At 36.3% G+C, this 25,858-nt stretch carries 27 protein-coding genes and 3 pseudogenes; 10 read left to right on the plus strand and 20 right to left on the minus strand.

Translation table 11 applies throughout. The features are described from left to right. Positions 1–163 precede the first annotated feature (163 nt). The gene (locus NSS74_RS19045) at positions 164–1,486 is read left to right on the plus strand and encodes an MFS transporter (RefSeq protein ID WP_002064028.1); all 1,323 of its coding nucleotides are present in this window, start codon (positions 164–166) and stop codon (positions 1,484–1,486) included. A gap of 563 nt (positions 1,487–2,049) precedes the next feature. Continuing rightward, on the plus strand, positions 2,050–2,997 hold the full coding sequence (gene blaIII, locus NSS74_RS19050; RefSeq protein WP_340814086.1) for a class A beta-lactamase BlaIII: 948 nt from the start codon (positions 2,050–2,052) through the stop codon (positions 2,995–2,997). A 217-nt stretch (positions 2,998–3,214) separates the two neighbouring features. On the opposite strand, the gene NSS74_RS19055 is transcribed toward blaIII, so the two are convergent. After that, the gene (locus tag NSS74_RS19055; protein WP_240380624.1) at positions 3,215–3,373 is read right to left on the minus strand and encodes a hypothetical protein; all 159 of its coding nucleotides are present in this window, start codon (positions 3,371–3,373) and stop codon (positions 3,215–3,217) included. Between the two features lie 131 nt (positions 3,374–3,504). After that, positions 3,505–3,666 (minus strand): hypothetical protein, encoded by a 162-nt coding sequence (locus tag NSS74_RS19060; protein WP_215584597.1) that lies wholly within the window; start codon positions 3,664–3,666, stop codon positions 3,505–3,507. Positions 3,667–3,996: 330 nt separating this feature from the next. Here NSS74_RS19060 and NSS74_RS19065 point away from each other — a divergent pair, with 330 nt between their 5' ends. Further along, the gene (locus NSS74_RS19065) at positions 3,997–4,293 is read left to right on the plus strand and encodes a transposase (RefSeq protein WP_002135468.1); all 297 of its coding nucleotides are present in this window, start codon (positions 3,997–3,999) and stop codon (positions 4,291–4,293) included. Between the two features lie 8 nt (positions 4,294–4,301). Beyond that, entirely contained in the window at positions 4,302–5,183 is an 882-nt protein-coding gene (locus tag NSS74_RS19070) for an IS3 family transposase (protein WP_002140633.1), read from the plus strand. 74 nt (positions 5,184–5,257) lie between these two features. Here the strand turns inward: NSS74_RS19070 and NSS74_RS19075 are convergent, their stop codons facing one another. Next, a complete protein-coding gene (locus NSS74_RS19075) occupies positions 5,258–5,782 on the minus strand; it encodes a hypothetical protein (RefSeq protein ID WP_061689535.1) in 525 nt (174 codons plus the stop codon). A 361-nt stretch (positions 5,783–6,143) separates the two neighbouring features. On the opposite strand from NSS74_RS19075, the pseudogene NSS74_RS19080 reads away from it, so the two are divergent. Beyond that, positions 6,144–6,260, plus strand: a pseudogene (locus tag NSS74_RS19080) (tyrosine-type recombinase/integrase); the annotation flags it as partial. A gap of 120 nt (positions 6,261–6,380) precedes the next feature. Here NSS74_RS19080 and NSS74_RS19085 read toward each other — a convergent pair. The 9 genes and pseudogenes from NSS74_RS19085 to NSS74_RS19125 all read right to left on the minus strand — a co-directional run bounded on the left by NSS74_RS19085 (position 6,381) and on the right by NSS74_RS19125 (position 14,283). Continuing rightward, the gene (locus NSS74_RS19085) at positions 6,381–6,863 is read right to left on the minus strand and encodes an antitoxin YezG family protein (protein WP_340814088.1); all 483 of its coding nucleotides are present in this window, start codon (positions 6,861–6,863) and stop codon (positions 6,381–6,383) included. 2 nt (positions 6,864–6,865) lie between these two features. Beyond that, positions 6,866–7,294, minus strand: a pseudogene (locus NSS74_RS19090) (DNA/RNA non-specific endonuclease); the annotation flags it as partial. A 150-nt stretch (positions 7,295–7,444) separates the two neighbouring features. Beyond that, on the minus strand, positions 7,445–8,074 hold the full coding sequence (locus NSS74_RS19095; RefSeq protein WP_002188507.1) for a DUF4352 domain-containing protein: 630 nt from the start codon (positions 8,072–8,074) through the stop codon (positions 7,445–7,447). Positions 8,075–8,243: 169 nt separating this feature from the next. After that, positions 8,244–8,465, minus strand: a pseudogene (locus NSS74_RS19100) (nucleotide excision repair endonuclease); the annotation flags it as partial. A 136-nt stretch (positions 8,466–8,601) separates the two neighbouring features. Then, positions 8,602–9,573, minus strand: a complete 972-nt coding sequence (locus NSS74_RS19105) for an ABC transporter ATP-binding protein (RefSeq protein WP_142274088.1) — start codon at positions 9,571–9,573, stop codon at positions 8,602–8,604. Continuing rightward, positions 9,566–10,558 carry an ABC transporter ATP-binding protein gene (locus NSS74_RS19110; RefSeq protein WP_289403180.1) on the minus strand — a complete coding sequence of 331 codons (993 nt, stop codon included), beginning with the start codon at positions 10,556–10,558 and terminating at the stop codon, positions 9,566–9,568. Before NSS74_RS19110 ends, NSS74_RS19105 begins: the two co-directional genes overlap by 8 nt. A 27-nt stretch (positions 10,559–10,585) precedes the next feature. Next, positions 10,586–11,437, minus strand: a complete 852-nt coding sequence (locus NSS74_RS19115) for an ABC transporter permease (RefSeq protein ID WP_340814093.1) — start codon at positions 11,435–11,437, stop codon at positions 10,586–10,588. Positions 11,438–11,443: 6 nt separating this feature from the next. After that, positions 11,444–12,394 (minus strand): ABC transporter permease, encoded by a 951-nt coding sequence (locus tag NSS74_RS19120; RefSeq protein ID WP_002035186.1) that lies wholly within the window; start codon positions 12,392–12,394, stop codon positions 11,444–11,446. Between the two features lie 299 nt (positions 12,395–12,693). After that, positions 12,694–14,283, minus strand: a complete 1,590-nt coding sequence (locus NSS74_RS19125) for an ABC transporter substrate-binding protein (protein ID WP_016101720.1) — start codon at positions 14,281–14,283, stop codon at positions 12,694–12,696. 318 nt (positions 14,284–14,601) lie between these two features. Between NSS74_RS19125 and NSS74_RS19130 the strand changes: the two genes are divergently transcribed. Next, complete coding sequence (locus tag NSS74_RS19130) at positions 14,602–14,940, plus strand: hypothetical protein (protein WP_002125589.1); 339 nt, start codon at positions 14,602–14,604, stop codon at positions 14,938–14,940. A 108-nt stretch (positions 14,941–15,048) separates the two neighbouring features. Here the strand turns inward: NSS74_RS19130 and NSS74_RS19135 are convergent, their stop codons facing one another. From NSS74_RS19135 to NSS74_RS19165, 7 genes are all read right to left on the minus strand, one after another. Beyond that, positions 15,049–15,561 (minus strand): hypothetical protein, encoded by a 513-nt coding sequence (locus NSS74_RS19135; protein ID WP_002030070.1) that lies wholly within the window; start codon positions 15,559–15,561, stop codon positions 15,049–15,051. Positions 15,562–15,707: 146 nt separating this feature from the next. Then, positions 15,708–16,685 carry an ornithine cyclodeaminase family protein gene (locus NSS74_RS19140; RefSeq protein WP_340814095.1) on the minus strand — a complete coding sequence of 326 codons (978 nt, stop codon included), beginning with the start codon at positions 16,683–16,685 and terminating at the stop codon, positions 15,708–15,710. Between the two features lie 19 nt (positions 16,686–16,704). Further along, the gene (locus tag NSS74_RS19145; protein WP_340814239.1) at positions 16,705–17,757 is read right to left on the minus strand and encodes a proline racemase family protein; all 1,053 of its coding nucleotides are present in this window, start codon (positions 17,755–17,757) and stop codon (positions 16,705–16,707) included. 257 nt (positions 17,758–18,014) lie between these two features. Beyond that, positions 18,015–18,476 (minus strand): VOC family protein, encoded by a 462-nt coding sequence (locus NSS74_RS19150; protein ID WP_002125581.1) that lies wholly within the window; start codon positions 18,474–18,476, stop codon positions 18,015–18,017. A 240-nt stretch (positions 18,477–18,716) separates the two neighbouring features. Next, on the minus strand, positions 18,717–19,919 hold the full coding sequence (gene lhgO, locus NSS74_RS19155; protein WP_340814096.1) for an L-2-hydroxyglutarate oxidase: 1,203 nt from the start codon (positions 19,917–19,919) through the stop codon (positions 18,717–18,719). Between the two features lie 58 nt (positions 19,920–19,977). Then, the gene (gene glaH / locus NSS74_RS19160; protein WP_340814097.1) at positions 19,978–20,916 is read right to left on the minus strand and encodes a glutarate dioxygenase GlaH; all 939 of its coding nucleotides are present in this window, start codon (positions 20,914–20,916) and stop codon (positions 19,978–19,980) included. Between the two features lie 542 nt (positions 20,917–21,458). Then, positions 21,459–21,812 (minus strand): DUF3870 domain-containing protein, encoded by a 354-nt coding sequence (locus tag NSS74_RS19165; protein WP_001225455.1) that lies wholly within the window; start codon positions 21,810–21,812, stop codon positions 21,459–21,461. 240 nt (positions 21,813–22,052) lie between these two features. Here NSS74_RS19165 and NSS74_RS19170 point away from each other — a divergent pair, with 240 nt between their 5' ends. Together NSS74_RS19170 and NSS74_RS19175 are read left to right on the plus strand one after the other, a co-directional pair. After that, positions 22,053–22,268, plus strand: coding sequence for a YflJ family protein (locus NSS74_RS19170; protein WP_002030060.1), 216 nt, complete (start codon positions 22,053–22,055; stop codon positions 22,266–22,268). A 461-nt stretch (positions 22,269–22,729) separates the two neighbouring features. After that, complete coding sequence (locus tag NSS74_RS19175; RefSeq protein ID WP_001273686.1) at positions 22,730–23,230, plus strand: DinB family protein; 501 nt, start codon at positions 22,730–22,732, stop codon at positions 23,228–23,230. A gap of 201 nt (positions 23,231–23,431) precedes the next feature. Here the strand turns inward: NSS74_RS19175 and NSS74_RS19180 are convergent, their stop codons facing one another. After that, complete coding sequence (locus tag NSS74_RS19180) at positions 23,432–24,385, minus strand: TRM11 family SAM-dependent methyltransferase (RefSeq protein WP_340814099.1); 954 nt, start codon at positions 24,383–24,385, stop codon at positions 23,432–23,434. A gap of 215 nt (positions 24,386–24,600) precedes the next feature. Here NSS74_RS19180 and NSS74_RS19185 point away from each other — a divergent pair, with 215 nt between their 5' ends. Together NSS74_RS19185 and NSS74_RS19190 are read left to right on the plus strand one after the other, a co-directional pair. Next, a complete protein-coding gene (locus NSS74_RS19185) occupies positions 24,601–24,897 on the plus strand; it encodes a transposase (RefSeq protein ID WP_002135468.1) in 297 nt (98 codons plus the stop codon). Positions 24,898–24,905: 8 nt separating this feature from the next. Then, the gene (locus NSS74_RS19190; RefSeq protein WP_002140633.1) at positions 24,906–25,787 is read left to right on the plus strand and encodes an IS3 family transposase; all 882 of its coding nucleotides are present in this window, start codon (positions 24,906–24,908) and stop codon (positions 25,785–25,787) included. Positions 25,788–25,858: the final 71 nt, after the last annotated feature.

The following is a 25,858-nucleotide window of genomic DNA, read 5'->3' on the forward strand; positions in this document are numbered from 1 at the left end:
AAACTGAAAATGAATCAACTATTTAAAATACCCATGTACATAAAGTACAAAAAGAATAAAATTGTCATAATATTGAGATTTTAATTCAAAGACAGTACAATTCAACTACATTGAACACGCTTTCATATATACTTTTTATTTATAAGCAAGAGGAGGAATTATTATGGCTCAAGCAAAATCTAACCGAGTCGCCGGCAATATCTTCAAAGGTTCCGTCGGCAATTTAATTGAATGGTACGACTGGTACGTTTACTCTGCTTTCGCTGTTTACTTCTCAGCAGAGTTCTTTCCTAAAGGCGATCCAACGAGCCAATTACTGAACACAGCAGCTATTTTCGCAGTCGGATTTTTAATGCGCCCTATCGGAAGTTTATTAATGGGACGCTATGCAGATCGGCACGGTCGCCGGGCAGCATTAACGCTTTCCATTACAGTTATGGCCGGTGGTTCTTTAATTATCGCCTGTACACCTAGTTACGAAAGCATCGGTATTATGGCGCCAATTATTTTAGTTCTTGCTCGTTTACTTCAAGGGTTATCACTTGGCGGAGAGTATGGAACTTCCGCAACATATTTATCTGAGATGGCTAGTAGTGGACGCCGTGGTTTTTATTCAAGTTTTCAATATGTAACGCTCGTTGCTGGACAGATGGTTGCGTTAGGTGTTCAAATTGTTCTTCAGCAATTACTAAGCGAACCAGATATGAAAGCTTGGGGATGGCGTATTCCATTCATTATTGGTGCGATGGGAGCAGTAGCTGTATTATGGCTTCGACGTACAATGGATGAATCAGAGCAGTTCTCAAATATGGAATCGAAAAACCGCGAAAGCGCAGGAACCGTTCGCGCTCTTATGAAACACCCGAAAGCAGTATTAACAGTAGTCGGCCTAACACTAGGAGGCACTGTTGCATTCTATACGTACACAACATATTTACAAAAATTCATGGTAAACACAGTCGGTCTTCCGAAAGAAATTGTAAGCTGGATTAATTTTGTCGCACTTCTTATTTTCGTAGTACTTCAACCAATTGCTGGGCTATTATCCGATAAAATCGGACGACGCCCACTATTAATGGCTTTCGGTATTCTCGGAACTTTACTAACAGCGCCGATCTTCTTCTTTATGGAAAAAACGACAGAACCAATCGTAGCATTCTTACTCATGATGGTCGGCCTCATTATCGTTACTGGTTACACTTCCATTAACGCAATTGTAAAAGCCGAACTCTTCCCAACCGAAATTCGCGCACTTGGCGTAGGTTTACCATATGCACTAACCGTTGCGATATTTGGCGGAACAGCCGAGTTCATCGCATTATGGCTAAAGAGTATTGGAATGGAATCACTATTTTACTTCTACGTAGCTGGATGTATCGCAATAAGCTTTATTACGTATTGGCGTATGGATGAGTCATCGAAGACTTCGCAGATTGAGGCGGAGCTTAATGGTGGAGATAAACTAGCTAATAATAAATCTAGTTAAAATTATGTATTCTATGTTCTTCGTTTAACTGAACTCGATTTGCTTTATCTAAAAAAGCATAATTCATTAATATACAATTTAAAAACCTCTACTTATATGTAGAGGTTTTTGTATGACGAAAAAACACGTAGTTCCATCGTTATTTTACAAACCCCAAATTCTTCCTCATCTTAAAGTGGAACAAATTTATCCCTTAGAGTGTCTAATAAGTGTATTTCTAATATTAGTTGTCCAGATTGGATACAACATATCCCGTTTGCCATCTATTTTTATGTATTACAAAAAAAAGAAAGGACTTATTATCCCACAAAGTGAAAAATATGCATCGTAATACTACTGTTACGTATTACAAGTTTAATACTTTCACAGGTGAACCATTACAAGTGGAAACAAAAAAGAAACAGCCCAAACCGTGACTTATCAATCATATAAACGTTTTGGATGTCCTTTAACCTGTGAAATTTTAGCTGCAGTAGTATTGTTACCCTATGCCATCTTTAATTGCATTGGTATTTAGAATACCTAGACAAAATCCATATATTCTTGAAAGAGGTTGAAAATTTATGTTCGTTTTAAACAAGTTCTTTAACATTTTACATTACAAAAAGATTGTGCCTGTAGTATTACTTTCATGTGTATCACTTATAGGCTGTTCCAATAGTAACACTCAATCTGAACCAACTAAACAAACGAATCAGGCTAATCAAATTAAACAAGAAAATACAGGTAATCAATCTTTCGCTAAACTTGAAAAAGGATATGATGCTAAGCTTGGTATTTATGCACTGGACACAGGTACGAATCAAACTGTTGCTTATCATTCAGATGATCGTTTTGCATTTGCATCTACATCTAAATCATTAGCTGTGGGCGCTCTTTTACGTAAGAACTCATTAGAAGCTCTTGATCAAAGGATTACGTATACTCATGAAGATCTTTCTAATTATAATCCAATTACTGAAAAGCATGTTGATACGGGAATGACGTTAAAAGAACTTGCAGATGCTTCTGTTCGATATAGTGACAGCACAGCACATAATTTAATTCTTAAACAGTTAGGGGGGCCCTCTGAATTTGAAAAAATCTTGAGAGAAATGGGAGATACTGTTACTACTTCAGAACGATTTGAACCTGAATTAAATGAAGTGCATCCAGGAGAAACACATGATACCAGTACACCACAAGCGATAGCTAAGACACTTCAATCATTTACATTAGGAACTGCACTTCCAATAGAAAAACGTGAACTATTAGTAGATTGGATGAAGAGAAATACAACTGGAGATAAATTGATTCGCGCTGGCGTACCAAAAGGATGGGAAGTAGCTGATAAAACAGGCGCGGGATCTTACGGAACAAGAAATGATATCGCAATTATTTGGCCACCAAATAAAAAGCCGATTGTTCTTGCTATACTTTCTAATCATGATAAAGAAGATGCTAAATACGATGATAAACTTATTGCAGACGCAACCAAGGTCGTGTTAAATACCTTAAAAGCTACGGAATAAATGATAATAGGTTAAAAGTTTTCTATTTTAGGCGGGTGTTTTCATCAACTAAAAATTTAATAGTGTCCCAAAAACGAAATTTGCTGCTAACTTGTAATAAAAAGCTCATTTTTATTGTTTGGGGATAAATCGTTCTTTAAGCTTGATGGCGATTTGGTGCTATCCCTAAAACATCTGGACTTTAATAGCCAACTAAAAAATGCAAACAAAAAGACCTTTAATCAGTCGTTTTGTTTGCATTTCCTTTTTCTAAAACCACAGAAAAGATAAGTACTATAGTTAACACCATAATAAACCTTACTTCACTTCCATCACTTACAAAAAATGAATACAAAGTATAAATTAAAACTAATATTCCATAAATAACTTTGTGCAATGAACTTCCCCCTTTTTGCCGTATATATTTTAGTGTAAAAATTTAATTCAAGCCCTATATCAAAGTGAAAATAAAAAGCACCTGTGATATACACAAAGTGCTTTTCTCTTGTCAATTTATCTATTTTCTTTTTATAACTCAAATTTCTTCGAATCGTACTTTTCTAGAGTTTGCTGTAATTCATTTTTTTCATATGGAATATGTTTATCTGTCTGTACATCCTCAACATTTTCTCCACCTGTTAATAATCTCCTGTACTTAAAAGAGTGCCCTGTTAATACTGTTGTAATCATTTTGTATTGCCCTCCTTTTGTTTGATTACTTGTATCATAAAACAAGTATCTGAAGTTGATATGTAGTCTATCTAGAGTGTATGTAAATTTAAAAAATCTCTAATAAAATGTTTATGTTGTAACGTTACCACCAAAACTAGTGCTTCCAACACCATGATTTGAAGAGACAGTAACCCCTATTCTAGCCTCAATTCCTCCTATAGTTCTATATTGAGTAAAACTAGTTAATCCCTACAATATAAAAAGAGCACCCCTTTTTGATATGATCCCCTTATAGTAGACAGGAAAAAGAAAGCACATTAACCTGTTTACTATGGAGGGGATTTTTTCATGGGAAAAATTAGAGTCACTTACGATGTAGAATTTAAGAAACAAGCTATAGATTTATACTTAAAAGAAGGCATGAGCTATAAAACCATTGCGAAAGAATTAGGTATTCATCACTCGGTTGTAAGTCGTTGGGTGAAACACTTTGAAGCTGAAGGAATCAAAGGACTAGAAGAAAAACGCGGTAAAGCGAAAGGACCAGGTTTAGGTAGACCAAGGGTTAGACCCGAAGATCCTGAAGCTAAGATCAGACGATTAGAAGCGGAAAATGAAATGTTAAAAAAGCTCTTAGGGATGTAAAAGGAGGAATGAAAGTCGTATCCAAAATAAAAAAATTCGAAGTCATCCATGAAATGACAAAAACAGGTTATACAGTGACCATTCTATGCGATATTGCTGGTGTAACCAGAAGTGGATACTACAAATGGCTAAAACGGCATACGACGCCTTCTAAAAAACAATCAGAGGATATCGAAATTAAGAAAAAGATATTGGAGTGTCATAAAAAATTAAGAGGAATTTATGGATATAGAAGAATACAAGTGTGGCTGAAAGCCACATATAACCTTCATTTGAACCATAAGCACATCCAAAGATTGATGAGTGAACTAGGTATCAAAGCCGTAATTAGGAAAAAACGACCTTATTACGGAAAAAAAGAAGCTTATGTGATTTCAGAGAACCATCTAAATAGGGAGTTTCAGGCTTCAAAACCGAATGAGAAATGGGTAACCGATATTACCTATTTGATTTTCAATGGACAGCGCTTGTACTTATCCGCTATTAAGGATTTATACAATAATGAAATTGTTGCCTATGAAACCAGTCGTAGAAACGACTTAAAGCTTGTGTTAGATACGCTTAAAAAGGCAAAGAAAAAACGAAATGTGAAGGGAATCCTCTTACATAGTGATCAAGGATCCCAGTATACATCTCGTCAATATAATCAATTACTTAAAAAATATCAGATGAAGGCAAGTATGTCTCGAAGAGGCAACTGTTGGGATAATGCTTGTATGGAAAACTTCTTCAGTCACTTTAAGGCAGAGTGTTTTCATTTATACTCCTTCCGTAAAGCGAATGAGGTCAAACTTGCCGTGCGTAAATATATGCACTTTTATAATCATCAAAGATTTCAAAAGAAATTAAATAACCTGAGTCCATATAAATATAGAACTCAGGTTGCTTAGTTGCGCTTTTTAAATACTGTCTACTTGACAGGGGGCACTGCATTTGGATGCTCTTCGTTATAACTATATAGTATTTAATTTCCTTCTTTTGTTGGTACCATTTTTCCTTCTTGAGAGTCTGTGCCCTCTGTTCTTTCAACAGTTTTTGCATGCTCTGGTTTTTCAGGGGCTCCCATTTCAAATCCAGATTGAGAATCTGTACCTTCTTTTGTTGGTACCATTTTTCCTTCTTGAGAGTCTGTACCTTCTGTTCTTTCAACAGTTTTTGCATGTTCTGGTTTTTCAGGGGCTCCCATTTCAAATCCAGGTTGAGAATCTGTACCTTCTTTTGTTGGCACCATTTTTCCTTCTTGAGAACCTGTACCTTCTGTTCTTTCAACAGTTTTTGCGTCTCCTTTAGGAGTTGCTGGCACTGCATCTTTAGGTAAATCAAAGTTTTGTGAGAAAGATGTTGTTCCATCTGCACTTTGTGTAATTACTTGATTTGAACTATTTTCATTTGACTTTAAATTGTCCATTTTCGCATCATCTGCACCTACTGCGCCTCCCGCTACCAATCCTGTACTTAAAAGTGCTCCTGCTAATAATGTTTTAATCATTTTTCATTACCTCCTGTTTATTTGTAATATTCATCAAAAAAGTATCTAGAGTTAATGTTTTAGTCATTATCTTTATCTACTTGCTTTTTGATTACATTTAGCATAAGACAAGAATCTATAGTTGATATGGACTGTATCTGGAGATTATGTAAAGAAAAATAGATGATCAATTGTATATCCTAATGGATGCTTAGACAAGATTGAAACTTTATATGAGCTTGAACAATTGAGTTCCCCTTTGTTTTTGGGTGTGAGGTTTTTAACTGGAGTGAGGTGAGGGACTAACCTTTTCTAATATGAAAGCAAACTTTTTATTATTAGTTTACATTCAAAACACTGTAAATAAAGATATTAAAAATCCGTGAACAAAAAACAACATCTCATTGATGTCCAATCCATCCGTAGCAAAAAACAAATCGAAGATATGAAGTGGGCTCTTAAACGTCATTGCTCCAAACGAGATTATATTCTGTTCCTATCTACTCCCTCTCATAATTAAGTATGAGAATTATTCATTTTTAACCATTAAATTTTATAAAAAAATCCTCTATGAATGATAATTCATAGAGGGTAACATAACACACAATTATCAATATTTTTATTTATCTTCTATATTTTTAAGATAATTCGCTAAACGAATCTTGTCATTTTCATTATCGGGAGTAATACCAAGATATTTGTATTTCCATATTATCTCCCTTTCTGTAGGATTATGTTCAGGCGATAGCACATCTGTATAATCATATTCTATTTTGAATTTTCCTGAATCATGTAGAATTAATGTTAAGTTTGTCCATAATTCTTGTTCGTTTTTCTTAAATTCTTCACGTAATTTCTCTAATGCGTCGTATAGTTGGAATAATAAGTCATCATAAATTCCCTCATCTACATCATATACTTTTGGGATATTATTCGAATAAACAAATCCATCTTTTTTAGGGGAAGTAAAGAAGAAATACGCTTCTGTTGAATCTTCTAATAATTCAGCATATAGATAAATCTCGTTCCATTCCCCAGGTATAATTTCATCTATTTTTGTACCTATTTCTTGATAAATTATTTCCATTTTTTTAGTTTCCATACTTATCCTCCAGATTGATTTTTCATCCTAATTTTTTTAATTTCTCCATTAATCTCATAAGCTATTTTAAATTGAGAAGGTCTTATACTATCATCCGAATATATAGGTTCTATTTTTACTTTCACAGTTTTACCATCAGCTAAAGCTTTTGCCCACTCCTGTTCAAGACTATACCATTTACCACCAGAACGATTTATTTGTGAATTCATTGCCACCAAATTATCAATATCACCTGATCCCTCAAACATACTTGCGATTAAATGACCCCCATCATCATCTTTTAATCTATCATTTCTTCCATTTGGTCCATTTTGCCCAGCTTTTCGTTGTGCATAAGGATTTCTTTTTGCATCCCCTATTTTTAATTCTCCTTCTACACTGGTAATTCGCCTCTCACTATCAGTTTTATAAGTATGACCTGATGGTGATGTATACTCTACATCTGGTGCAAGTACTTTTCTGCGTTTAACTCTTTCATAATGATCTCCATCAACTTAAAAATTTAATAGTGTCCTCAGAACGAAATTTTGTGTTAACTTGTAACAAAAAAAGAGGAGCCATCTCCTCTTAATAAATAAACACTATTTAATTTGTTCCTTATACTCATGGTTAACAAGTACATACCATTTTCCTGTATCAAATTTTTCTTTATTAATCACGTAAACTTTATTTTGTCTCTTTACCTCCCCTGGTTTTAATTCCTTAGTAATAGTAGAGGTCTCGCCTTTTTCAACCTCATAACTACTAGTTGCCCACACATCACTTTGATAAGCATTATCATTTTCATCCACTAAATCCACTGATGGTAAAACAGCTAATTTCATCGATTCGTTTGTGATGTTTTTCCCTTCTACTTCTACAACAATAAAGACATGTCCATTTTCAGGTTCTTGGATTCCTATACTTTCTTTACCAACCTTATCTCTTTCTACAACTCTTTTTACAGTTACATCAAATTTAGGTGTATGAAAATCCTTGTTTACAGCATACTCTTTTTCTTTTACCTTTGATTTCTCTTTTGTTTGTTCTGTATTTTTCTGCTTTGCATTCTCTTTCGGTTTCGCCTCATCAGTTGTTTGCACTTTCTTTTCTTCTTGTTTAGAATTGGTTTCTTTAGATTCTGAAGAAGTTTTGTCGGATGTATTGCCGCAACCAGATAAATTGAATACTAAAGCGCCCCCTAAAATACATGTAGTAAATTTTTTCAACATCTCTTTTTATCCCCCAATAACACGATATATAAATTCCTTACTTATCATAGCAAAAAATATGATCTTAAATTGTTATATTTTGTCGAATGATTAAGAATAATCAATCGTTTTTATTGCATATAAAAAACATGATCTTGATGTAGTACCAAGATCATGTTTTACGTTGATGTTATTTATAAAATACTTTATCCACATTATACTTCGCTTGAAATTCGTTAATCATATATGTTTCGTAAATTTCTCTTTCCATCGGATCTTCTACAATACATACATCAATACAATACACTTCATCACGATGATTTTTAATTGGTGATACATTATCTTCAAAATGCTTTTTAATACGTTGTCTTACTTTACGTGCTTTCCCAACAAAAAGAAGTTCGTCATTAAAATCATAGTTAAAAAATAAGGGGAATTATATGATAGGAGATGCAAATATAGACAGTCGCTGACCATTAGTCTACAACTAATCCCACACCCCCACATAAAAGAAAAAAGCACCAGGTCCCCCCGGGTGCTTTTCCCCCCTAAAACAAATGACAAGCCACCTCATGCCCCTTCGCAATCTCAACCATCTTCGGTACTTCCTGTGCGCATTTTTCAGTGGCGAATTTGCACCTTGTTCTGAATTTGCAGCCGGATGGTGAGTTGAGTGGGCTTGGTACTTCCCCTTGCAGAATGATCCGTTCTTTACCTGTGTTTGTTGGATCTGGTTCTGGCATGGATGAGAGTAGTGCTTGTGTGTATGGATGTGCCGGTCTTGTGTATAGGTCTTCGCTGTCGGCAATTTCTACTATGTTTCCTAAGTACATGACTCCGATTCTATCTGATATGTGTCTTACCATGGATAGGTCATGTGCGATGAATAAGTATGTGACGCCTGTTTCTTCTTGAATATCCTGCAGCATGTTTACGACTTGTGCTTGGACTGATACATCTAGTGCTGAGATTGGTTCATCACATAGGATAAAGTCCGGTTTTACAGATAGTGCGCGCGCGATGCTTATGCGCTGTCTTTGGCCTCCGCTAAATTCGTGCGGGTAGCGATATAGGTGTTCTTCTTTTAGTCCTACTTTTTTGAGCAGGTCTAGAATGATTTCTTTTCTTTCTTCGGCTGTGTAAGAGCCATGAATGTTCATCGGTTCGCTAATAATTTGGAATACGTTCATTGTCGGGTTTAATGATGCGTATGGGTCTTGGAAAATGATTTGCATTCGTTTTCTGTATTCTTTTAGTTCACTTTCCTTTAGATCCGCGATATCTTTTCCGTCAAATAGAATGTTACCTGACGTTACATCATGTAAACGAATGATACTTCTTCCTGTCGTTGATTTTCCGCAGCCGGATTCCCCTACTAGTCCGAATGTTTCACCCTTTTTAATTGTGAAGCTTAAGTCATCTACTGCTTTTAATTGCTCTGTTTTTCTGCCGAATAGTCCTTTTTTAATAGGAAAATACTTTTTTAAGTTCCGAACTTCAATTAAGTTTTCTTCATGCATGGGAATCACCTACCGCCCTATCGTTTAACCAGCACATGGAGCGTCTTTCGTTTCCGATTTCAAAATATGGCGGACGTTCTTTTTCACAAATGTCCATTTTATGTGGGCAACGCTCTGCGAATGGGCACCCTTTCGGCGGGTGTAGTAAGTTTGGCGTTACACCTTGAATTGGCGCTAGTCTTTCTTTTACTCCGTTCGATATTTTTGGCAGAGAGTTTAATAAGCCTTTCGTGTATGGATGATTCGGCGATTGAAAAATATCAAGTACATGTCCTTCTTCCATAATAAGTCCGCCGTACATAACGATGACGCGTGTACAGTTTTGCGCAACAATTCCAAGATCATGTGTAATAAGAAGTAACGACATATTCGTTTCGTTTTTTAAGTTTTTCATTAAATCTAGTATTTGTGCTTGTATCGTTACATCAAGCGCAGTCGTCGGTTCATCCGCAATGAGAAGGTCTGGGTTACAAGACATTGCCATTGCGATCATAACCCGCTGCTTCATACCGCCGCTTAGTTCATGCGGATATTGTTTTACCCTTTCTTCCGGTGAAGAAAGACCGACTTGTTTTAGTAAGTTGACCGCGATATTTTGTGCTTCTTTCTTTTTCACTTTTTGATGCCGAATAATTACTTCCGTCATTTGCTTACCAATTTTCACAACTGGGTTTAATGCCGACATTGGATCTTGAGATATGAGTGAAATTTGATTTCCTCTAATAGAACGCAATTCTTTCTCCGATTTAGAAAGCACGTTTTCATTTTGAAAAAGAATCTCTCCTTCTTTCACTTTCCCTGGCGACGTAACGAGGGCCATAACGGATTTCGCCATAACGCTCTTTCCGCTTCCCGATTCGCCAACAATCCCAACGACTTCACCCTTTTTCAAGCTAAATGAAACGCCGCGAACAGCTTCTACTTCGCCGTCTTCTATGAAAAAAGAAGTCTTTAAGTTTTTCACTTCTAATAGTTTTTCAGACACGCTTTTCACTCCCCCTCACTTAAAACATTAGTTCTCATGATGAGCCCCTTTTGGTGCGAAAGCTTTTTTCAACGCTTCACCGATTACGTTAAAACTTAGTACAGTTAATAGAATAAGGAACCCTGGGAAGAGTGTTAAATACCAAGCTTCACCTATGTATCCTTGCGCATTATTTAGCATGCTGCCCCAAGAAGAATCTGGTTCTCTAATACCTAATCCTAAGAAGCTAAGTGATGATTCCATTAAAATCGATGTCGCAATTGTTAATGTCGCTGCGATTATAATGGTTGATAAAATGTTAGGAATGATGTGTCTTACAATACTCATCAATGATTTTTGTCCAGATACTTTTGCGTATAACACGTATTCACGCTCTTTTACAGATAACGTTTCTGCCCTTACGATACGCGCGGTGTCCATCCACGTTAATAATCCGATAATAAGAACAAGCGTTGTAATTCCTGGTTTTAAATACGCATTTAATAACAGCATTAAAAAGAATGATGGAATTGACATTAAAACTTCAACAATTCGCATTAAGAAGTTGTCTAACTTTCCGCCAAAATATCCGCTAATTGTTCCTACTGCGGTCCCGATTGTAATGGAAACAACCATCGCTAGAAAACCAACAGCAAGGGAAACTCGTCCGCCATATAACGCTCTCGTTAAGTAATCCCTTCCGTAATCATCTGTGCCGAACGGATGAATCATACTCGGTTCTTGTAAACGATCTGGAATCGACATTTTACTAGGATCGTACGGTGATACGAATGCGAAAAGAGACGCGATTGTTAAAACACCCAGTATAATAACTCCCATTACTACAAACTTATTTTTTGTAAAACTATTTTTTATCGTTTGAAATCTCCTATTGTTCATTCCAAATCACCCCCTCATTCGAATGCGCGGATCTACTACGCCATATAAAATATCAGCAATTAAATTACCGAGAATTAACATGAACGATGATAATAATGTGATTGCCATAATAATTGGATAATCAAATCTAAAAATAGCATTTACCCCGAGTGAACCAAGTCCCGGCCATGAGAATACTGTTTCCGTAATGAACGCTCCGCCTACTAAACTTGGAATGGATAATCCGAAAATTGTAATGATCGGTATTAATACGTTTCGAAGTACGTGATTAAATAAAACTGTTTTCTGTGAAGCACCGTACGCATATTGAATTTGTACGTAATCTTCCTCTAATTGCTGGATGGTACTTGAGCGAATATATCTCATATAGACAGAGATGTTTTGGAACGCTAGCACCATGCAAGGTAAAATACCGTGCTGGACAATATCCCAGAAGGAATCTTGACCGACTGTGCGCATACCCATACTCGGAAGCATGTTCAACTTTAAAGAGAATAAGTAGATTAATAGTAACGCGAACCAAAAGACTGGCATTGAGATTCCCACATAGGAGATGAAGTTCACAATGCGGTCAAAGAACGAGTTCTTTTTCACACCTGTAAATAATCCAAGCGGTATTGCGATTACAAATGAGACGAGTAAAGATGATCCCATTAACCCAATTGTTGCGGGTAATCTTTCTGTAATAAGTTCTAAAACAGGACGATGGTTTTGAAGTGAGTATCCAAAATTCCCTGTTAAAATATTTTTTAACCATAAAAAATATTGCACGTAAATCGGCTGATCTAGTCCTAAACTTTTGCGAATACGCTCGACATCAATCGGACTCATATTCGGCGTTACAAAGTTTCGAACAGGATCGCCCGGCGCTAGTTTTATTAATAGAAAAGAAATAATAGAAATAACAAATAAAAGCGGAATCGCATTTAAAAGCCTCTTTGCAATTACTTTATACACAAACTTCCCCCCTCAAGATAAAGTGAAACTTTAATCAGTGGGGGTTTTGTCCATCCCCACTGATTATTAGCCCGAACCAATCGGGCATTTACAGGCAGTTGATCTCCCACCTCACTTCTTTGCCTCAGTTGACTTTCGAGGTGGGAGTCTTACTGCCCGTTAATGCGGGATAAAGTGAAACTTTAATCAGCCCTACTCCCGCCTAACTTCCTCGCATTCGCCGGATTTTGAGGTGGGAGTCTTACTGCCCATTAAAGCGGGATAAAGAAGCTGATTTTCACCAGCTTCTTTACAGTTTCTTATTTCACTTCATAAATCTTCGATAGATCTTCAAACATTGTAACTGGAATTGCTTTTGCTTCTTTTAATCCATCAAACTTTTTATCTACTGCAATAACTGCTTTCGGATATGCGATTGGAAGATAAGGTAAGTCTTCTCTAGCTGTATCTTGGATTTTGTGGTATAGCTCTGCGCGTTTTGTTTTATCTGTTTCAACCGCAGCTTCTTCCCATAACTTATCGAAGTCAGCATTTTTATAACGTGCATAATTGTATTCCGCATTACTTAAGAATAAGCTCTTATATGAATCTGGCTCTGGTCCCATTATGTAACCACCAAATGTAATGTCATATTCTTTATTCTCTTTATCTAAGCCTTTTTCACTTGCTGCACTAGCATCTAATGCATTCAGTTCAACTTGTAAGCCAACTTCTTGTAATTTTTGCTGTGTATAAAGTGCTAGACTTTCCATGATTTTATTATTCGTTACATACATAACGCGGATTTTTTCTTTATCTTTCACACCAGCTTTTGCTAATAAATCTTTCGCTTCTTTTTGATCATACTTATACTCTTTAATATCTTTCGCATAATACATAGCGTCTGGCGTTAAGATTGAATTTGCCGGTTCTGCAAATTGACTAGAAACGAACGCTGAGTTAATCATTTCTTTCTTATCTAATGCATGCGCAATTGCTTGGCGCACTTCTTTTTTCTTCATAAGATCTGTATTAAAGTTATAAGCTAAGTAGAATAATCTACCTTCAGGGAATGTGACCATTGAGAAGTTCCCAGTGCTATCTAATTTCTTAAAGTCTTGCGGTTCGATCATCTTCATATTAATTTGACCATTTTGTAGTGAAACGTTTGCTGTATTACGGTCTTTTACAACGCGGTACACGACAGAATCTAATTTCGCTTTACCAGCAAAATAATCATCGAATCGCTCTAACGCAACATATTCATCTGATTTAAACTCTTTTAACTTAAATGGACCTGATCCTACAGGTTGTAGGTTTTTCTTACTCTTCACTAAATCTGCTTCACCTTCAAATACATGTTTCGGAATTGGGAAGAAATCGTTCATAACCCCTTCGAAAGATGCACTTACTTGTGGTAAAACGAATTGAGTCGTTAGCTCATCCACTTTTTTCACCTCAAGTGGCTTTCCTTTAAAAATAAAGTTTTCACGGCTTGAACTATTTTGCTTCTCATCTAGAATAGATTTGAATGTAAATACAATATCATCTGATGTAATTTTCTTACCATCATGCCATTTCAAATTATCCTTTAATTTTAAAGTCCATGTTAATTGATCCTCTGAAGGCGTAAAGCTCTCAGCAAGAACAAACTTTTTCTTACCGTCTTCCATATGATACAGCGGTGCATATAAAGCTTGCTGTATCGTTAATGACACTCGATCATTCGCATAAAGCGGGTTCATCGTATCTGGATTATCACTAACACCAACTGTTAACGTTCCTCCGTCTTTCGGAGTCCCTGATTTACTAGTTCCTGCTTGCTTCGAAGAATCTTTCTCCCCTGAGCAAGCCGCTAATGCAATAAGTAATAGTAGGACAAATGGTAATGCAAACAACTTCTTCTTCATATTTCGACCCCTCTCGACTATTTACACCTATAAGAAAACTCGGAATTAATACCGAGTTTTCTTATAGGTTTTAAATTACCACTACCCGTATGTATTGTCAAACTTTTTCGCAAAGATAGACAGTTTGAAATCTATTAATGAATTCTTGCGATAAAAGATATTTATGCGGGGGGTAAAATAAAAAGACCACGAATAGGTAGCCTCGTAAAATGAGTTGAATGACTAGCAGCCTACAGAAAGTTTTTCTGAAATGGTTGTTATATATAATTGAAAATGTAGAATGGGATTAAAGATAAAAAACACTTTTAGGAGGCTCTTATGACATTTGATGAATTGAAAAAAAACAAACCCACAACCCCATGGATTGAGAATGATGAAGATGGCGAGTTTTTCACTGAAGAAAATATAAGTGCAACAAATAAAGTTCTCGACACTTACATTAACAATTTAGAGCTATTGGGAGAGAATCCAACCGAAGTCAAAATAATGCAAGTCGTTAAAGAAGTAGTTGTTAATATAAATGAATTAAATGACGAACATGACTATTTTATCGAAACAATGGAAAGAGAAGATCTCTATGAATTTATCGATACAGCAGCACGAATAGCTGGCTTAGAATCCGAAGAAGATATAACAGAAGAATGGCGGGAATGGTAAAAAAATCTGCATACTTGATATCTAAATTTACTCCTTCATAAAACTTTGTCCCTTATTCTCCAATTGGAAAATAAGGGACAAACAAAGCTAATCAAATACTGATATACATTAAAATCTCCATTCATTTCCCATTACTTTAAAATACAGTTTTTCAAACCCACTAAAATACTTACTATAAATACTTAACATTTCAATATATGTATGAATAACTTGACTTAAATCAAAATGAACACCATCTTTAGCTAAGTCATAACTATCGTCTAGACTATACAATTCAAAGTATTCCGCCTCCCAATGCACCCCCCTGTTGACTAAAAGTCTAGTGGTGCATTTAATTGATTCTTCAATCGTCAGTTCATGTTTTTTTAGTTTTTCATGAATGACGGAAAGAGTTAACTTAACAGTGTATTCTTCATCAACTGTGCTACTAAACTCAAATAACTTCCCTTCAATATCATCTATCTTTGCTTTAGACATTAAGGATATCTCAATTATTTCATATGGCGGACTGTCACTTGCTTCAATCAATTTATCACACCATTGAATTACTTCAGCTTTACTCCACAACCCACAGCAAAGCCCTAAGCCATAAATACGAGTTAATTTTCGAACTAAATCCAAGGTTTCTCACCTGCAATTTCTTATATGCATTTTTGTTTAATTTTAACAGAATATATAATACATCACATAATTTCTTTGCAAACACTACACATTACAATTGAGATGCATACGCGCATTATAAACAAAAAGACCACCCAAAGGCAGCCTCACAACTGAATCGTAGTACCCATTCCACACTCCACCGCTTTCTCATACAAATACTTCGCAACGATAATATCCACTACCGCCAAACCAACCGATTTAAAAATAGTAATCTCTTCATCGTTCTCTCTACCAGCTTTTTCTCCGCTTATAATCTGACCAAGTTCGGCGTGGATGTCGCTCGCTTCAAATAATCCTTCTTTTATAGGAACTTGAAGGTCACCCGTTTCTTCTAGTGCTGCCTCTTTTGATTCGACTACTACTTTGTTTGCGTTCGCGATGGCGTGGGATGGTAGTTCTTGCATGCTCGGTCTAAATGAACCGACGGCGTTTATGTGGACGCCTTTTTGTAGTTTTTCTGAGAAGACTGGTGTGGATGCATTCGTTGTTGTGACGATGATGTCCGCTTCGCTTATTGCTTCATTTGGATCTCTGTAGACGTAAGCTGGTTTGTTGAATGTCTCCTGGATATATTGCGCGAATGCATACGCTTTTTCTTCCGTTCGGTTATATAAGGTGACTTTTTCGATGTCTCTAACTGCAAGTACAGCTTCTGCAATTCCTTTCGCTTGTTCACCAGTACCGATAATGCATAAGTTTTTTGCGTTATGACGAGCTAAATGTTTTGTCGCTACTCCTGATAAGGCTCCTGTTCGAATCATCGTTAAGTACGATCCTTCTAAAAGTGCGAGTGGTTCTCCCGTTTGAAAGTCTGATAGCATAACAATTCCGTTTATCGTTTTCTTTCCTATCTTTTTATTATGCGGAGCTACCGTTACTACTTTTAAACCGAGCGCTTCGAGTCCTTCCGCTACTGAAGGCATAATTAATGCGGTATTTTGCTCGTTCGCAAATGGTAATGAACCGCGAATTGGTGTGATCGTTCTTTCTGCTGAAAATTCTTTTAAAGCAAGCGCCGCGTATTCAATGACTTCCTTCATATTTACTAAGTTTCGTTGTTCGTTCGCGCTTATGACTAGCATATCTTTCCACCTCCTCCTTCTACTCTAACAAAAATCCCCGATTCAAATCATCTCTCGGGTCTACAACGAACTGATGAAATCCTGTAATAAATGCATTCCCCGTTACTTTCGGAACGACAGCTTCATATGTATCTACCGCTGTTACCGACAATACTTCTCCCTCAAATTGGCCGTCAGTAATGCATTCGTGGATGAACATCTCTCTTTTTTGTAAGGCATCTTTTTCAAAAAGAGTTGCGATTCTTGCGGATGTTCCTGTACCGCAAGGGGAACGGTCGACTTGCCCGTCAGCGAAGATCGTTACATTTCGTAAGCTAGCGTCTTTTCCTTTCGGTTCATCTGAGAAAATAACGCCGTATATTCCTTTTAAATCTTCTTCAAGTGGATGTTTTACTTCCATTTGACTTTCAATGTAGTGTTTAATTTTACCGCCCCACGTTTGAATTGCAGCTAAATCTTTAAAATCGACTTTCAAACCAAACTCTTTACTATCCACTACAGCGTAGAATGCTCCGCCAAACGCGATATCTACTTGAAATTCATAGTCATCTATTTTGATAGGAACGTCTTTCTTGTATACGAACGAAGGAACGTTTTCAAATGATACTGCCTCTACTTCGCTCCCGTTAAATGTTGCATACGCAATAACTTCCCCGGCAGGGCTATCAATAATGAATTTTTGTTTTTCTCCTGTCACTTCAAACATACCTGTTTCAATTCCAACTGTAATAACAGCGATAATTCCGTGACCACACATCGTACTCCAGCCTTCATTGTGCATAAATAATACGCCAAAATCAGAATGAGGACTTGCGGGCGGAGTAATGATACAACCGTACATGCCGTGATGTCCTCTCGGTTCATACATAAGAACCTCGCGAAGATGATCCAAATGTTCCATGCAGTATGCGCGTCTTTCTAGTTGCGTTTCTCCCTTTATCTCTGGCACTCCGCCCGTAATGATTCGAAGTGGTTCCCCAGCTACGTGAGCATCAATTGTTGTGTATATTTTACTAACCTTCATTTCTATCTCTCCCCTATATGTTAATACTATTTTCATTGCAAGTATCATGCCAACGCATAGAGTATAAAGTGAAACTTTAATCAGTCGGAGGGTCTTCATCCCCCACTGATTATTCGCCCACACCAATCGGGCTTTTACGGGCCGTTAATGCGGGATAAATCTGTATACATTTTTTGAAAAATAAATACTACTGTCTATTTTTTTATACAGTAGGTGATTATTAGCCCCAAAACAAAAAGATCCCCCCGAAAACTCAGGGGGTGATTTAAGCCATAGTTTTGCGGGATTTGAGTTAAAAATCAAATTTATTCTTCACTCTCCAAGCTTTCCCACTCACTCAAATACATGACGTCTTGTTTTACTTTTTTCTTTTCAGGAAGTAAACATAGAAATTCTAAAGAATTGCCGTCAGGATCGTAAAAATAAAGATTTGCACTAGGTGTCCAAGTTTGAACCATAGGCTCAGAAGGTTCAAGACCGAAAGCAGCCCTTGGGTTTATTCCTTTATTAAGAAGCCATTCTCTTGCATGAATGATTTCTTCATAGTTAACCTTGAATGCAAAGTGACTTGTATGGAATGCTTCTTCCGATACTTCCCAAATGCCCAGCATTTGTTCCTTCTTATTTTCTTTATCAAACCAAAAGAAAGCTACACGGCGTTCTTCAATAGTGCGAGCATGAAATAATCCAAGTTTAGTATAAAACTCTTTTGCCACTTCTAAATTTTTTGTTTTAACATGTGTTTCATATAAAGTACCTGGAAACAAAGCATATCCCTCCTTTATACTTTTAGAAATTCTTACTATAAATCCTATTTTAATAAACTAGAAATAGAAGTGATGTCGTATTTTCTTTAAATAGTTTTCAATTTCGTAGCCCTAATGCTGAGGAAAAACTACCACTGATTAAAGCTTCACTTTGTGAGAAGGGATTCTTCAAATTCATGATTCACGGTAATATTACGCTTCAAAGCGAGGCGGATTTATGACTCAAATCACCCTGACCCATCAAACCCTAACCGCCACCACATCCGGCACTTGCTTAGCAATCTCCTCACCAATCTTTATACTAGCCGTTGCGGCCGGGGATGGTGCATTGCAAATATGCAGAGAATTGATGCCAGGGATAATGCAGAAGTCATCAACCATATTTCCGTTTGATAAAATGGCTTGTGCCCTTACACCTGCATGGGTTGGCACGATATCTTTCTCTGTAAGTTCTGGTATTAAGCGCTGTAAGCTTTTTAGGAATGATTGTTTACTAAATGAGCGTACCATTTCTTTTATGCCTTCTTTCATATTTGGCATCGCCATTTTCCAAAAGCCTGTGTATGTCATTGTTTCCATGAAGTCTTTTATATCAAAGTCTGTTTTCGTATAGCCTTCTCGCTTAAAGCTTAATACTGCATTCGGTCCTGCATGTACGTCTCCGTTTATCATTCTTGTGAAATGAACGCCTAAAAATGGGAATTCTGGATTTGGAACTGGATAGATTAAATGTTTTACGAGATGGCGTTTTTCTGGGACAAGTTCGTAATATTCACCACGAAACGGAACAATTTTCATATCTGTTAATATCCCTGTTTTTTTCGCAATACGGTCACTATGTAAGCCGGCGCAGTTAATGAGAAATTTCGTTTTAAATATCCCTTGATTCGTCTCAATTGTTACAGCGTCTTTCTTCTCAGTAATACGCTCCGCTGTTGTTCCTAAATGTATTTCTCCGCCGCTTTCTTGAATTAAGCGAGCAAATGCATAACTTACTCCTCTATAATCAGCAATCCCGCAAGATGGAACACGGATTGCCCCAAGTCCCTTTACATGAGGTTCAATTTCAGCTAATTCTTCCTTACCTATCTTTTCAATATGTAAATCGTTTTGTAAGCCTCTTTCATATAAGTTATGTAAAAGAGGAAGTTCGTCCTTTTCTGTAGCGACAATTACTTTTCCGCACATGTCATAAGCGATGTCATTTTCTTCACAAAATTGAACCATAGCTGCATTTCCTTCTTTGGCAAACTTTGCTTTATAACTCCCTGGTTTATAGTAAATTCCAGAGTGAATTACTCCGCTATTATGTCCAGTTTGATGATGTGCAAGTTCCTTTTCTTTTTCAATGATCGCGATTTTCGCACTAGGGAATTTTTTCGTTAACGCCATTCCAGTTGAAAGGCCAACAATTCCTCCGCCAATAATTATAAAGTCATACATCCTACTTCCCCCTTAATATGATGAAAGGCAGGTCTTTTTTAAGACCCGCCGTACAAACTTATTTAGAAAAACAACCACGTTGACGCATTAGTTCTCTATATAAATCTTTATTTTTCTCAAACGCAGCTCTTCCGTGCATCCAAAATAAGTTGTTTAAAAGAACTAAGTCACCAATTGGTAATTTCAATGCATGTGTTGCTGGTGAGTTTTCAACAGAATATGATAAGTCTTTCAAATAGTTTGCTTGTTCAATATTATCTGGATAGGCAAACTGATCAATAAAACAAATACATGGTGCGTTATTCACATCAAAAAATGTTTCACGATAGACGATTTCTTGCGCATTTTTACTTGGTGGTGCTTTATACGTAACCTTAACAGATGCGAGCGAATGATTTCTAAATTTATGAAGGTCTTCCCAATCGTCTAAATGTAGTAAACGAGATTCTCCGCCTACTGCATTTTGCTCTTCAATTTTCATCATAAGAAGCCAATCTGTCGGCTCATCAACGAATGTACCGTCTGTATGCAGTGTAAACAATCGGTACGCTTGACGAAGGTAAGAATCACTACTATCCGTATCTTTCACATTAAATCTAGCATAATACGTTCCTGTCATTGCATCAAAGTTTGGCTCCCCGATTAAATGTGTTAATGCTGTTGCAAATTTCACGTAGTCTGCTGGATCTGCCGTTTCACCTTGCACTCCAATTGTAAATCCGCCCGTTTCACGGTCATGAACAATGCCGCGAATGTTATCCATAAATGATTGCCCAAAAATCTTTCTCATTCCATCCGCAAGATTAAACCGAGAATAAGGAATGTATTGTAATGACTGCTCTGAATGCTCTTTTACCCCTTCAAAAAACTGCTTAAGCAATTGCTGGTTTAGCGTAATGTGATATAAACGTTTATGCTCTGGATGAGGAGCAATTTCATACCCCTCATATTTCTTTGCAAATTTCATCTTTGCGTTTTGTTCTGTAATAATCGACATTTCAATTCCTCCCTAATTTAAATATGAAGAACTTATTGACGCTTTTTACAGACAGTTATCCTTATCTTCTTATGCTGAGATTCGGTCTTACTGTCCTAACAACGAAAAAGCCAGTTATACGCATACCACGACATAAAATCGTAGAAACGTACAACTGGCTCATAATTACGAGTGTTCTTTAATCTCTTAAAGTACAATAATAATAGACAGTTTGTATGAAAATATTTGTAAAACAGGAAAGCAAGATCGAATATAGAGAAGGCTAATTTCTCGTATGGATCTTATTAATTAAATAATAATTCAAAATTTTCTAACTGTCAATTCGTTTTTTATTATTTTCTCTACATACTTTATACGTTTTAAAAATCCCCTTACTTTCTACGCACCCTCTTTTTTTCATCTCTTTTTTTCATCTCTTGTTTTACAACTTACACTTCATTTAACTTTTTCATAGTTCTTGCCTCCTCAATAAAATAAGCCAGTCGTATCTCTTTAAAAGAAATACAACTGGCTCTCGTTTATGGTTGTAAACTAGATAGTTTTTATGGTGTTGTTTCCTCGTACTCTCCCCTGGGCTGTTCATCATTTAAATAACTTACATATTGGCGATGTAAATCTTTCACCGCACTGACGATAGCATTTTGCGCTTTTCCTTGATAATGGTCCGTAATATCTTGAACGATTTCCTCAATACCATCTTGCAAACTATGTCCTCTCAACATTTGAGCGACGAAGTCTCTACCATGCTCTGTCGCAAGCGTACATGAAGCTTCAATAATGACATGATATTTATGATCCGCCTCAATTGTAATTGTTAGTGTCTCGTACATACTGCGAACAGCCATCCCCTTCGGAAGTCTCGAATGTCCTGCCATAAAAAAAGTCCCTTTACGCATATTTCATCCTCCGTTACTATGTTAAGAGCCAGAAAAACAATGTACACATTTGCATTGAATTTTACTACCCTTATCCTTATAGCTCGTACTTCTGCTAAAGAAGCTCAAGTGGAAAGAAGTTACTTTCTTCATTTTCAAACATAAATCTGGGCTTACAGCGAGGCTAATCACTGTCATCCGATAATAAGTTAATCATAATAAAAATAAACTGAATATTCAATATTAAACTCCGCGAATTTCATGAATAAAAAAAGAAAATTCTCTCACCCAGGCACATATACTGTTCAAAAGAAAAAAGGAAGTGGTCTCATGTATTACGGAACAAAAGGCTGGTACGTAGCTGAGCTAAAAAAATTAGGTGTTCGCTATCATGAAGGACGAAAACTAGAAAGTTACCGCGCACACGTATTACGCAATTTATTAATCGCACAACAAGAGACAACGAAAGAAGAGTAATTCACTAACAAAACAACTCTCGAGATATATCGTCTATTCAACAAATCCCGTCAAATCTCCCATCTAAACTACCAACTAATCACACATTGATACAAACCAAAAAAGGTCACCTACACAGGCATGCCCATCAACTTAAGAATTCAGAATCACCACAAAATGAAAAAATAAGCTTTTTTGTCACAAGTGTAGCTTTGTAAAAAAGATTGATTAAAAACATCAAACCTCTATAGATTTCTTAGAGGTTTGATGTTTTCTTGTTGGATATTTATGTTAATCTAACGATAAACATTGTGAAGAAATGTACTTCAACTAACGGGGCAGGTTAATTGAAGATTGCTTTGACCTTTGTTCAACAATTGGGCCATTTAGTTGAAGATCTCATCAAATAAGTAATGATATTTAAAGGAATAATTCATTCTGATAAAGAACATTAAAAAACGTGATGATAAGGAGGCGATTGTATGGCAAATCATGTAGAAAATCTATATAACTATCATGTATGGGCAAATCAACGGATTATTGATCATCTTAAGACACTTTCTCCTGAGAAATATCAAAAGGAAATGAAAAGTGTCTTTTCTTCTGTTTCAAAGGTTTTATCTCATCTCTATTTGGTGGAATATGGATGGCTTCATACCCTTGAGGGTCAGAGTATGAATGAAGCAATGCAATCTTCATTTCAAATTCAAGAAAAGATTGAGAAACTGCCCATTGAAGACTTAGAAACGGAATTTCACACTTTAACATCCCGGTTTAAAACCTTTTTGAACAGACAGGAAGATATGGAAAAGAGAATAATGTTGGATAATCCATGGGCAGGATTAAGAGAAACAAGTATATCTGAAATGGTCTTACACGTTGTGAATCATGGAACCTATCATAGAGGGAATATTTCAGCTATGTTACATCAGTTGGGTGATTCTTCAGTTATGACTGATTATGCTTTTTATTGGTATTCTTGAAATGTTATTCATTAGGGCTCAGTAAAATAATCAAACTTTTTTATAAAAATCTCATACTTAGCTAAAAAGAGTAACTCCATTTTGATCAATCTTTATTCAAAATGGAGTTTTTGTATTTGTTGTTAAATAAAAAAGGATAATCAGCCTCATAATGGACTAACTATCCTGTAATTTATTAATTTAATAAACGGGTGACTTTTCCTATTCACAAACAAGAATTTGTCTAGAAAATGATCCTTTTCTTGTGATACAGCGGTCTGTAATTTCAAATCCCGCTTCATGAATCATGTCGTCCATTGTTTCCATCGTGACAACGACTACTTTTTTTGCAATGCGGCGCGCACTTGAAAGAATGGAGAACTGGTCTTCTGGTGTTGCATGCGTAAATAAGTCGTACGGCATATCGATAATTGCAACGTCGTAGTTCTCAGTAATTTCCTCGATTGGACCTTTTGTTACTGTTCCTTCAAACCCAAAATGTGCGATGTTTTTCCTCGTTCCAAGAACCACAAGTGGATTTATATCTCTACCAACAATGTTAATTCCCATAGAAAGTGCTTCTACTACTACTGTTCCAATGCCGCAGCACGGATCAATAGCTCGTACTCCCTCTGGATTTGGTACAGCGATATTTGCAACTGATCTCGCAACACGCGTGCTAAGAGATGTCGAATAACTATGCGGTTTTTTTATGTGATGATACCAAACTGGCTCACTTTCTACATAGTGTCCGAAGTACCAGCGTCCTCCAAGAGGAACAATCCCGAATACACGCTCTGGATTACGAACATCCGCTTCTCCTTCAATATGCATACCGAGGTCTCGTTCAATAAGGCGTCTTTCTCCATATTCAATTTTATTTTCTTTACCAAGATCATTGATTTTAACGAAGATAACTTTGAATGTCGCTCCCGCTAAATCAATTTGTTCCACTTGTTCTAAAATGCTTTCTAAGTCGTCCCCTTCATACATAACCTCGACGCGCTCTTTAATAAACGGACTTCTACTCGGAGCAATCTTGACTTCACTTTTTAAAATATTAACGTGAGACTCCATTCCAAAGAACGAGCGCATTTCCAAGTAACATAAAGCACGCTCCTCTTCGCGAAATGCATACGTATATATACATGCAGGTGTTTTACTATGATTACTCAATCTATTATCATCCTTTATCGTTTAAAATTGTTATGATCAAAATTACTCAAATACTTTTTCATATAAAATTAAATGATATCATATGCCCGAAATAAAGAGAAACCTTTATAATTTGTTTTATAAATAAAAAGAGACTGCCTCTCTGATATGATCCCCTTATAGTAGACAGGAAAAAGAAAGCACATTAACCTGTTTACTATGGAGGGGATTTTTTCATGGGAAAAATTAGAGTCACTTACGATGTAGAATTTAAGAAACAAGCTATAGATTTATACTTAAAAGAAGGCATGAGCTATAAAACCATTGCGAAAGAATTAGGTATTCATCACTCGGTTGTAAGTCGTTGGGTGAAACACTTTGAAGCTGAAGGAATCAAAGGACTAGAAGAAAAACGCGGTAAAGCGAAAGGACCAGGTTTAGGTAGACCAAGGGTTAGACCCGAAGATCCTGAAGCTAAGATCAGACGATTAGAAGCGGAAAATGAAATGTTAAAAAAGCTCTTAGGGATGTAAAAGGAGGAATGAAAGTCGTATCCAAAATAAAAAAATTCGAAGTCATCCATGAAATGACAAAAACAGGTTATACAGTGACCATTCTATGCGATATTGCTGGTGTAACCAGAAGTGGATACTACAAATGGCTAAAACGGCATACGACGCCTTCTAAAAAACAATCAGAGGATATCGAAATTAAGAAAAAGATATTGGAGTGTCATAAAAAATTAAGAGGAATTTATGGATATAGAAGAATACAAGTGTGGCTGAAAGCCACATATAACCTTCATTTGAACCATAAGCACATCCAAAGATTGATGAGTGAACTAGGTATCAAAGCCGTAATTAGGAAAAAACGACCTTATTACGGAAAAAAAGAAGCTTATGTGATTTCAGAGAACCATCTAAATAGGGAGTTTCAGGCTTCAAAACCGAATGAGAAATGGGTAACCGATATTACCTATTTGATTTTCAATGGACAGCGCTTGTACTTATCCGCTATTAAGGATTTATACAATAATGAAATTGTTGCCTATGAAACCAGTCGTAGAAACGACTTAAAGCTTGTGTTAGATACGCTTAAAAAGGCAAAGAAAAAACGAAATGTGAAGGGAATCCTCTTACATAGTGATCAAGGATCCCAGTATACATCTCGTCAATATAATCAATTACTTAAAAAATATCAGATGAAGGCAAGTATGTCTCGAAGAGGCAACTGTTGGGATAATGCTTGTATGGAAAACTTCTTCAGTCACTTTAAGGCAGAGTGTTTTCATTTATACTCCTTCCGTAAAGCGAATGAGGTCAAACTTGCCGTGCGTAAATATATGCACTTTTATAATCATCAAAGATTTCAAAAGAAATTAAATAACCTGAGTCCATATAAATATAGAACTCAGGTTGCTTAGTTGCGCTTTTTAAATACTGTCTACTTGACAGGGGTCACTGCACTCAGCAATCTCTTCTATCATTCTCTATA

Origin of the sequence: Bacillus sp. FSL E2-8868, from assembly GCF_038005505.1 — a bacterium.
In the GTDB taxonomy this organism is placed as follows: domain Bacteria; phylum Bacillota; class Bacilli; order Bacillales; family Bacillaceae_G; genus Bacillus_A; species Bacillus_A mycoides.

Bases quoted from the DNA above. Each gene is read 5' to 3' on its own strand.
- NSS74_RS19045 (WP_002064028.1), top strand. From the start codon at position 164: ATGGCTCAAGCAAAATCTAACCGAGTCGCCGGCAATATCTTCAAAGGT.
- blaIII (WP_340814086.1), top strand. From the start codon at position 2,050: ATGTTCGTTTTAAACAAGTTCTTTAACATTTTACATTACAAAAAGATT.
- NSS74_RS19060 (WP_215584597.1), bottom strand. From the start codon at position 3,666: ATGATTACAACAGTATTAACAGGGCACTCTTTTAAGTACAGGAGATTA.
- NSS74_RS19065 (WP_002135468.1), top strand. From the start codon at position 3,997: ATGGGAAAAATTAGAGTCACTTACGATGTAGAATTTAAGAAACAAGCT.
- NSS74_RS19070 (WP_002140633.1), top strand. From the start codon at position 4,302: ATGAAAGTCGTATCCAAAATAAAAAAATTCGAAGTCATCCATGAAATG.
- NSS74_RS19075 (WP_061689535.1), bottom strand. From the start codon at position 5,782: ATGATTAAAACATTATTAGCAGGAGCACTTTTAAGTACAGGATTGGTA.
- NSS74_RS19085 (WP_340814088.1), bottom strand. From the start codon at position 6,863: ATGGAAACTAAAAAAATGGAAATAATTTATCAAGAAATAGGTACAAAA.
- NSS74_RS19095 (WP_002188507.1), bottom strand. From the start codon at position 8,074: ATGTTGAAAAAATTTACTACATGTATTTTAGGGGGCGCTTTAGTATTC.
- NSS74_RS19105 (WP_142274088.1), bottom strand. From the start codon at position 9,573: ATGCATGAAGAAAACTTAATTGAAGTTCGGAACTTAAAAAAGTATTTT.
- NSS74_RS19115 (WP_340814093.1), bottom strand. From the start codon at position 11,437: ATGAACAATAGGAGATTTCAAACGATAAAAAATAGTTTTACAAAAAAT.
- NSS74_RS19125 (WP_016101720.1), bottom strand. From the start codon at position 14,283: ATGAAGAAGAAGTTGTTTGCATTACCATTTGTCCTACTATTACTTATT.
- NSS74_RS19130 (WP_002125589.1), top strand. From the start codon at position 14,602: ATGACATTTGATGAATTGAAAAAAAACAAACCCACAACCCCATGGATT.
- NSS74_RS19140 (WP_340814095.1), bottom strand. From the start codon at position 16,685: ATGCTAGTCATAAGCGCGAACGAACAACGAAACTTAGTAAATATGAAG.
- NSS74_RS19145 (WP_340814239.1), bottom strand. From the start codon at position 17,757: ATGATACTTGCAATGAAAATAGTATTAACATATAGGGGAGAGATAGAA.
- lhgO (WP_340814096.1), bottom strand. From the start codon at position 19,919: ATGTATGACTTTATAATTATTGGCGGAGGAATTGTTGGCCTTTCAACT.
- glaH (WP_340814097.1), bottom strand. From the start codon at position 20,916: ATGTCGATTATTACAGAACAAAACGCAAAGATGAAATTTGCAAAGAAA.
- NSS74_RS19165 (WP_001225455.1), bottom strand. From the start codon at position 21,812: ATGCGTAAAGGGACTTTTTTTATGGCAGGACATTCGAGACTTCCGAAG.
- NSS74_RS19170 (WP_002030060.1), top strand. From the start codon at position 22,053: ATGAATAAAAAAAGAAAATTCTCTCACCCAGGCACATATACTGTTCAA.
- NSS74_RS19175 (WP_001273686.1), top strand. From the start codon at position 22,730: ATGGCAAATCATGTAGAAAATCTATATAACTATCATGTATGGGCAAAT.
- NSS74_RS19185 (WP_002135468.1), top strand. From the start codon at position 24,601: ATGGGAAAAATTAGAGTCACTTACGATGTAGAATTTAAGAAACAAGCT.
- NSS74_RS19190 (WP_002140633.1), top strand. From the start codon at position 24,906: ATGAAAGTCGTATCCAAAATAAAAAAATTCGAAGTCATCCATGAAATG.